The organism is Streptomyces sp. SID3343 (genome assembly GCF_009865215.1).
Classification (GTDB): Bacteria; Actinomycetota; Actinomycetes; order Streptomycetales; family Streptomycetaceae; genus Embleya.
In genome coordinates this window covers 1-3489 of the sequence record NZ_WWJX01000195.1, presented here as the reverse complement: position 1 = coordinate 3489, position 3489 = coordinate 1, and the positions used below count along the sequence as shown (strand labels likewise).

The window sequence follows — 3489 nt, the reverse complement described above, 5'->3', positions numbered from 1 at the left end:
GACGGCCAACGTGGACGGCGTCCCCGCCCACCCCGCGGCGGTGCGCGCCGTCGAGCGGACGGCCGCGCTGTTGGCCGAACTCGGCCACCGGGTCGAGGAGGGCGCACCGGTCTGGGACGGCGCGGCCACCGGGCAGGCGCTCGGCCAGGTGATGGCGGCGGTCACGCACGCCCAGATCGAGGAGCGACTGGCCGTGCTGGGCCGCGAGTTGCGCGACGACGACCTCGAACCGTTCACCCGGGTCATCCACGATCGCACCGCCGCGATGCGCGGCCAGGACCTGGTGCGGGCGCTGCAGACGGTCGTTCGGATCGGCCGCGAGGTCGCGCCGTTCTTCGACACCCACGACGTGTGGTTGAGCCCGACGCTGGGCGTTCCGGTCCCCGAACTCGGCCGACTGGACACGAGCAACCCGCCGAGCATGTACGCCCACGCCGCCTCGATGACCTGGTTCACGTCGGTGTTCAACGTCTCCGGTCTGCCCGCCGCGAGCGTGCCGGCGGGCTTCGACGAGGCCGGCCTGCCGGTGGCGATCCAGCTCACGGGTCCGCTCGGTTCCGAGGCCCGACTCCTGCGGATGGCGGCCCAGTTGGAGGAGGCCGCGCCGTGGCCGCGCCAGGCGCCGTGGCCGCCGACGACGGCCGGCTGACACCGCCGTCCGCCGGGCGCGAAGCCGCCGGTCGGCGTCGACATCCCCACATCGGAGGTCGACGCCGACCGGGCAAATGCGGTTGTCCGCCGTCGCGGCATCGCACTACCGTGCCGATGTGGATCTCTTCTCACGCTCGTGGACGGCGTTGCGCACCGCGGTTGCCGAACTGTCGGACGAGGACTTCTCTCGTCCCTCCGGCTGTACCGGTTGGCTCGTGCGGGACCTGGTGTGCCATCTGGTCATCGACGCGCAGGACGTGCTGATCACCCTCGCGACCCCCGCCGACACGGAACCGACCCGCGACGCGGTGACCTACTGGGAGGTCACCGAAACCGCGCCGACCGGTGACGACCCCCTCGACGCGCTGACCGTGCGGCTTGCCGCCGCGTACGAGGAGCCCTGGCTGCTCAAGTTCCACCTCGACGACGTCGGTTCCGCCGCCGGCCGCGCCGCGGAACTCGCCGACCCTGCCCTGCGGGTCGGCACCCGCGATCAGGTCCTCGCCGTGGGCGACTATCTCCGCGTGTACGTCCTGGAGTGGACGCTGCACCACCTCGACCTGATCGCCCACCTCCCCGACGCGGCGGACCCGCCCGCGGCGGGGCTCGCCGGCACCCGCGAGATGCTGGAGACGATCGCCGGCACCGCGTTCCCCGCGTCGTTCTCCGACAAGGACGCGCTGCTGATCGCCACCGGCCGGCGCGCGCCCACCGACGCCGAGCGGGCCGAACTCGGCGGCTCGGCCGCCAGGCTTCCGCTCTTCCTCGGCTGATCGCCGCCGACTTCGCTCCGGCCGCCGTCGCACCGTAGCCGGCGGCGGCCTCGCGCACTGCGGCGCGGCCGGGCATCGGGCCGGCGTGGGCACGCTTCGGTCGGTCCGCGGTCACCCGTGGTGATCCCGGCCCGTGGAGCAACTTCCTTCATCGGCAAACCACTTCCCTGAAAGTTAATGGTCTAGTCCACTTTGGTCCAGACCATTGACTTCCACGACTGCCGGCCTGTCTCATACCCCATGCCGCCATGCGACGCGAATCGGCGGTACGTCCCCGTATAGAGACTGGACGCACATGCGACTCTTGCGTACTTTCCGCGCGGCTGTGGCCGCGACCGTCACCACCGCTGCCGCGGTGAGCCTGACCGTCCTGGGTGGTGGCGCCGCCCAGGCCGCGACCCCGTTGCCATCGCACGTGTTCGCCCCCTACTTCGAGGCGTGGACCGGGGAGAGTCCCGCCGCGCTGGCCGCCCAGTCCGGCGCCAAGCACCTGACGATGGCGTTCCTCCAGACCGCCACCAAGGGCTCCTGTACGCCGTACTGGAACGGCGACACCGGCATGCCGATCGCCGCCTCGACGTTCGGCGCCGACATCTCGACCATCCAGGCCAACGGCGGGGACGTCATCCCCTCGTTCGGTGGCTTCACCGCCGACACCACCGGCACCGAGATCGCCGACAGTTGCACCGACGTCAACCAGATCGCCGCCGCGTACCAAAAGGTGATCACGACCTACGACGTCACCCGGCTCGACATGGACATCGAGATCGACGCGCTCGACAACACCGCGGGCGTCGACCGGCGCAACAAGGCCATCAAGAAGGTCCAGGACTGGGCCGCGGCCAACGGGCGCAAGGTGGAGATCTCCTACACGCTCCCCACCACGACCAGCGGCCTCGCGGCCAACGGCGTCGCCCTGCTCAGGAACGCCGTCGCGAACGGCACCAAGGTCGACGTCGTCAACCTCATGACGTTCGACTACTACGACAACGCCACGCACAACATGGCCACCGACACCGAGACCGCCGCGCAGGGCCTGTACAACACGCTCGCGCAGCTCTACCCGACCAAGACCCCCGCACAACTGTGGGGCATGGTCGGCGTCACCGAGATGATCGGCGTCGACGACTTCGGCCCGGCCGAGACGTTCAGCCTCGCCAACGCCCGTCAGGTCCTCGCGTGGGCCAACACCAAGGGCATCAACACGCTGTCGTTCTGGGCGCTCCAGCGTGACAACGGCAGTTGCGCGGGCGGCGCGGCCGCCGACAACTGCTCCGGGATCGCGCAGAACACGTGGGACTTCAGCCACATCTTCTCGCCCTTCACCAGCGGCACCACGACCCCGACCAACGACTTCTCGGTGAAGGCGACGCCGGCCTCCGGTTCGGTCGTCGCCGGGGCCTCGGCCACCTCCACGGTCTCGACCGCGGTGACGGCCGGTGCCGCGCAGTCGGTGAACCTCACCGTCAGCGGTGCCCCCGCGGGCGTCACCGCGTCGCTCAGCCCCGCGTCGGTGACGGCGGGCGGCTCCTCGACGCTCACCGTCAACACCACGGCGGCGACCGTGTCGGGCACGTACAACCTCACCGTGACCGGGACCGCCGCCTCGGGCAGCCACAGCACGACCTACGCCCTGACCGTCACCGGCGGGAACGGCAACCAGTGCACGGCCGCCCCGTGGGCGTCGGGCACGGTCTACACCGGTGGCCAGCAGGTCTCGTACCAGAGCCACAACTACAAGGCCAAGTGGTGGACGACGGGCGAGACGCCCGGCACCACCGGCCAGTGGGGCGTCTGGCAGGACCTCGGCGCCTGCTGAACGGGCAGGTGAGCCACACCTGAACCAAAGCGGTGATGCCCGGCACCCTCCCTGCCGGGCATCACCGTGCACACACCTTGCCCGGCGGCTCACCCGCCGGGCACCGGCGTCCGCCGGGCCCACACGCATCGCGAACACACCGCCCCGCGCCCGTCCGGCTCGGACAGGCGGCCTTCGTCGAGGCGCTGCGCGGCAGGGAGGTACGGGCCGGCGCCGACCCGGACGCGGCGCCCGACCTGCGGGTGT

The 3489-nt window shown here is 71.3% G+C and carries 3 protein-coding genes; all 3 read left to right on the top strand.

Annotated features, from left to right (window positions below; all coding sequences use genetic code 11):
- A partial coding sequence (locus tag GT354_RS07355; protein ID WP_272923772.1) for an amidase family protein occupies positions 1 to 649 on the top strand: 649 nt, incomplete at its 5' end.
- Between the two features lie 118 nt (positions 650 to 767).
- Positions 768 to 1424, top strand: a complete 657-nt coding sequence (locus GT354_RS07350; protein WP_161355442.1) for a maleylpyruvate isomerase N-terminal domain-containing protein — start codon at positions 768 to 770, stop codon at positions 1422 to 1424.
- Between the two features lie 295 nt (positions 1425 to 1719).
- Positions 1720 to 3243: a chitinase gene (locus GT354_RS07345; RefSeq protein ID WP_161355441.1), complete on the top strand. Its 1524-nt coding sequence runs from the start codon at positions 1720 to 1722 to the stop codon at positions 3241 to 3243.
- Positions 3244 to 3489 lie beyond the last annotated feature (246 nt).

Excerpts from the sequence above, each read along its gene's own strand:
- GT354_RS07345 (WP_161355441.1), top strand. The coding sequence starts at position 1,720 with ATGCGACTCTTGCGTACTTTCCGCGCGGCTGTGGCCGCGACCGTCACC.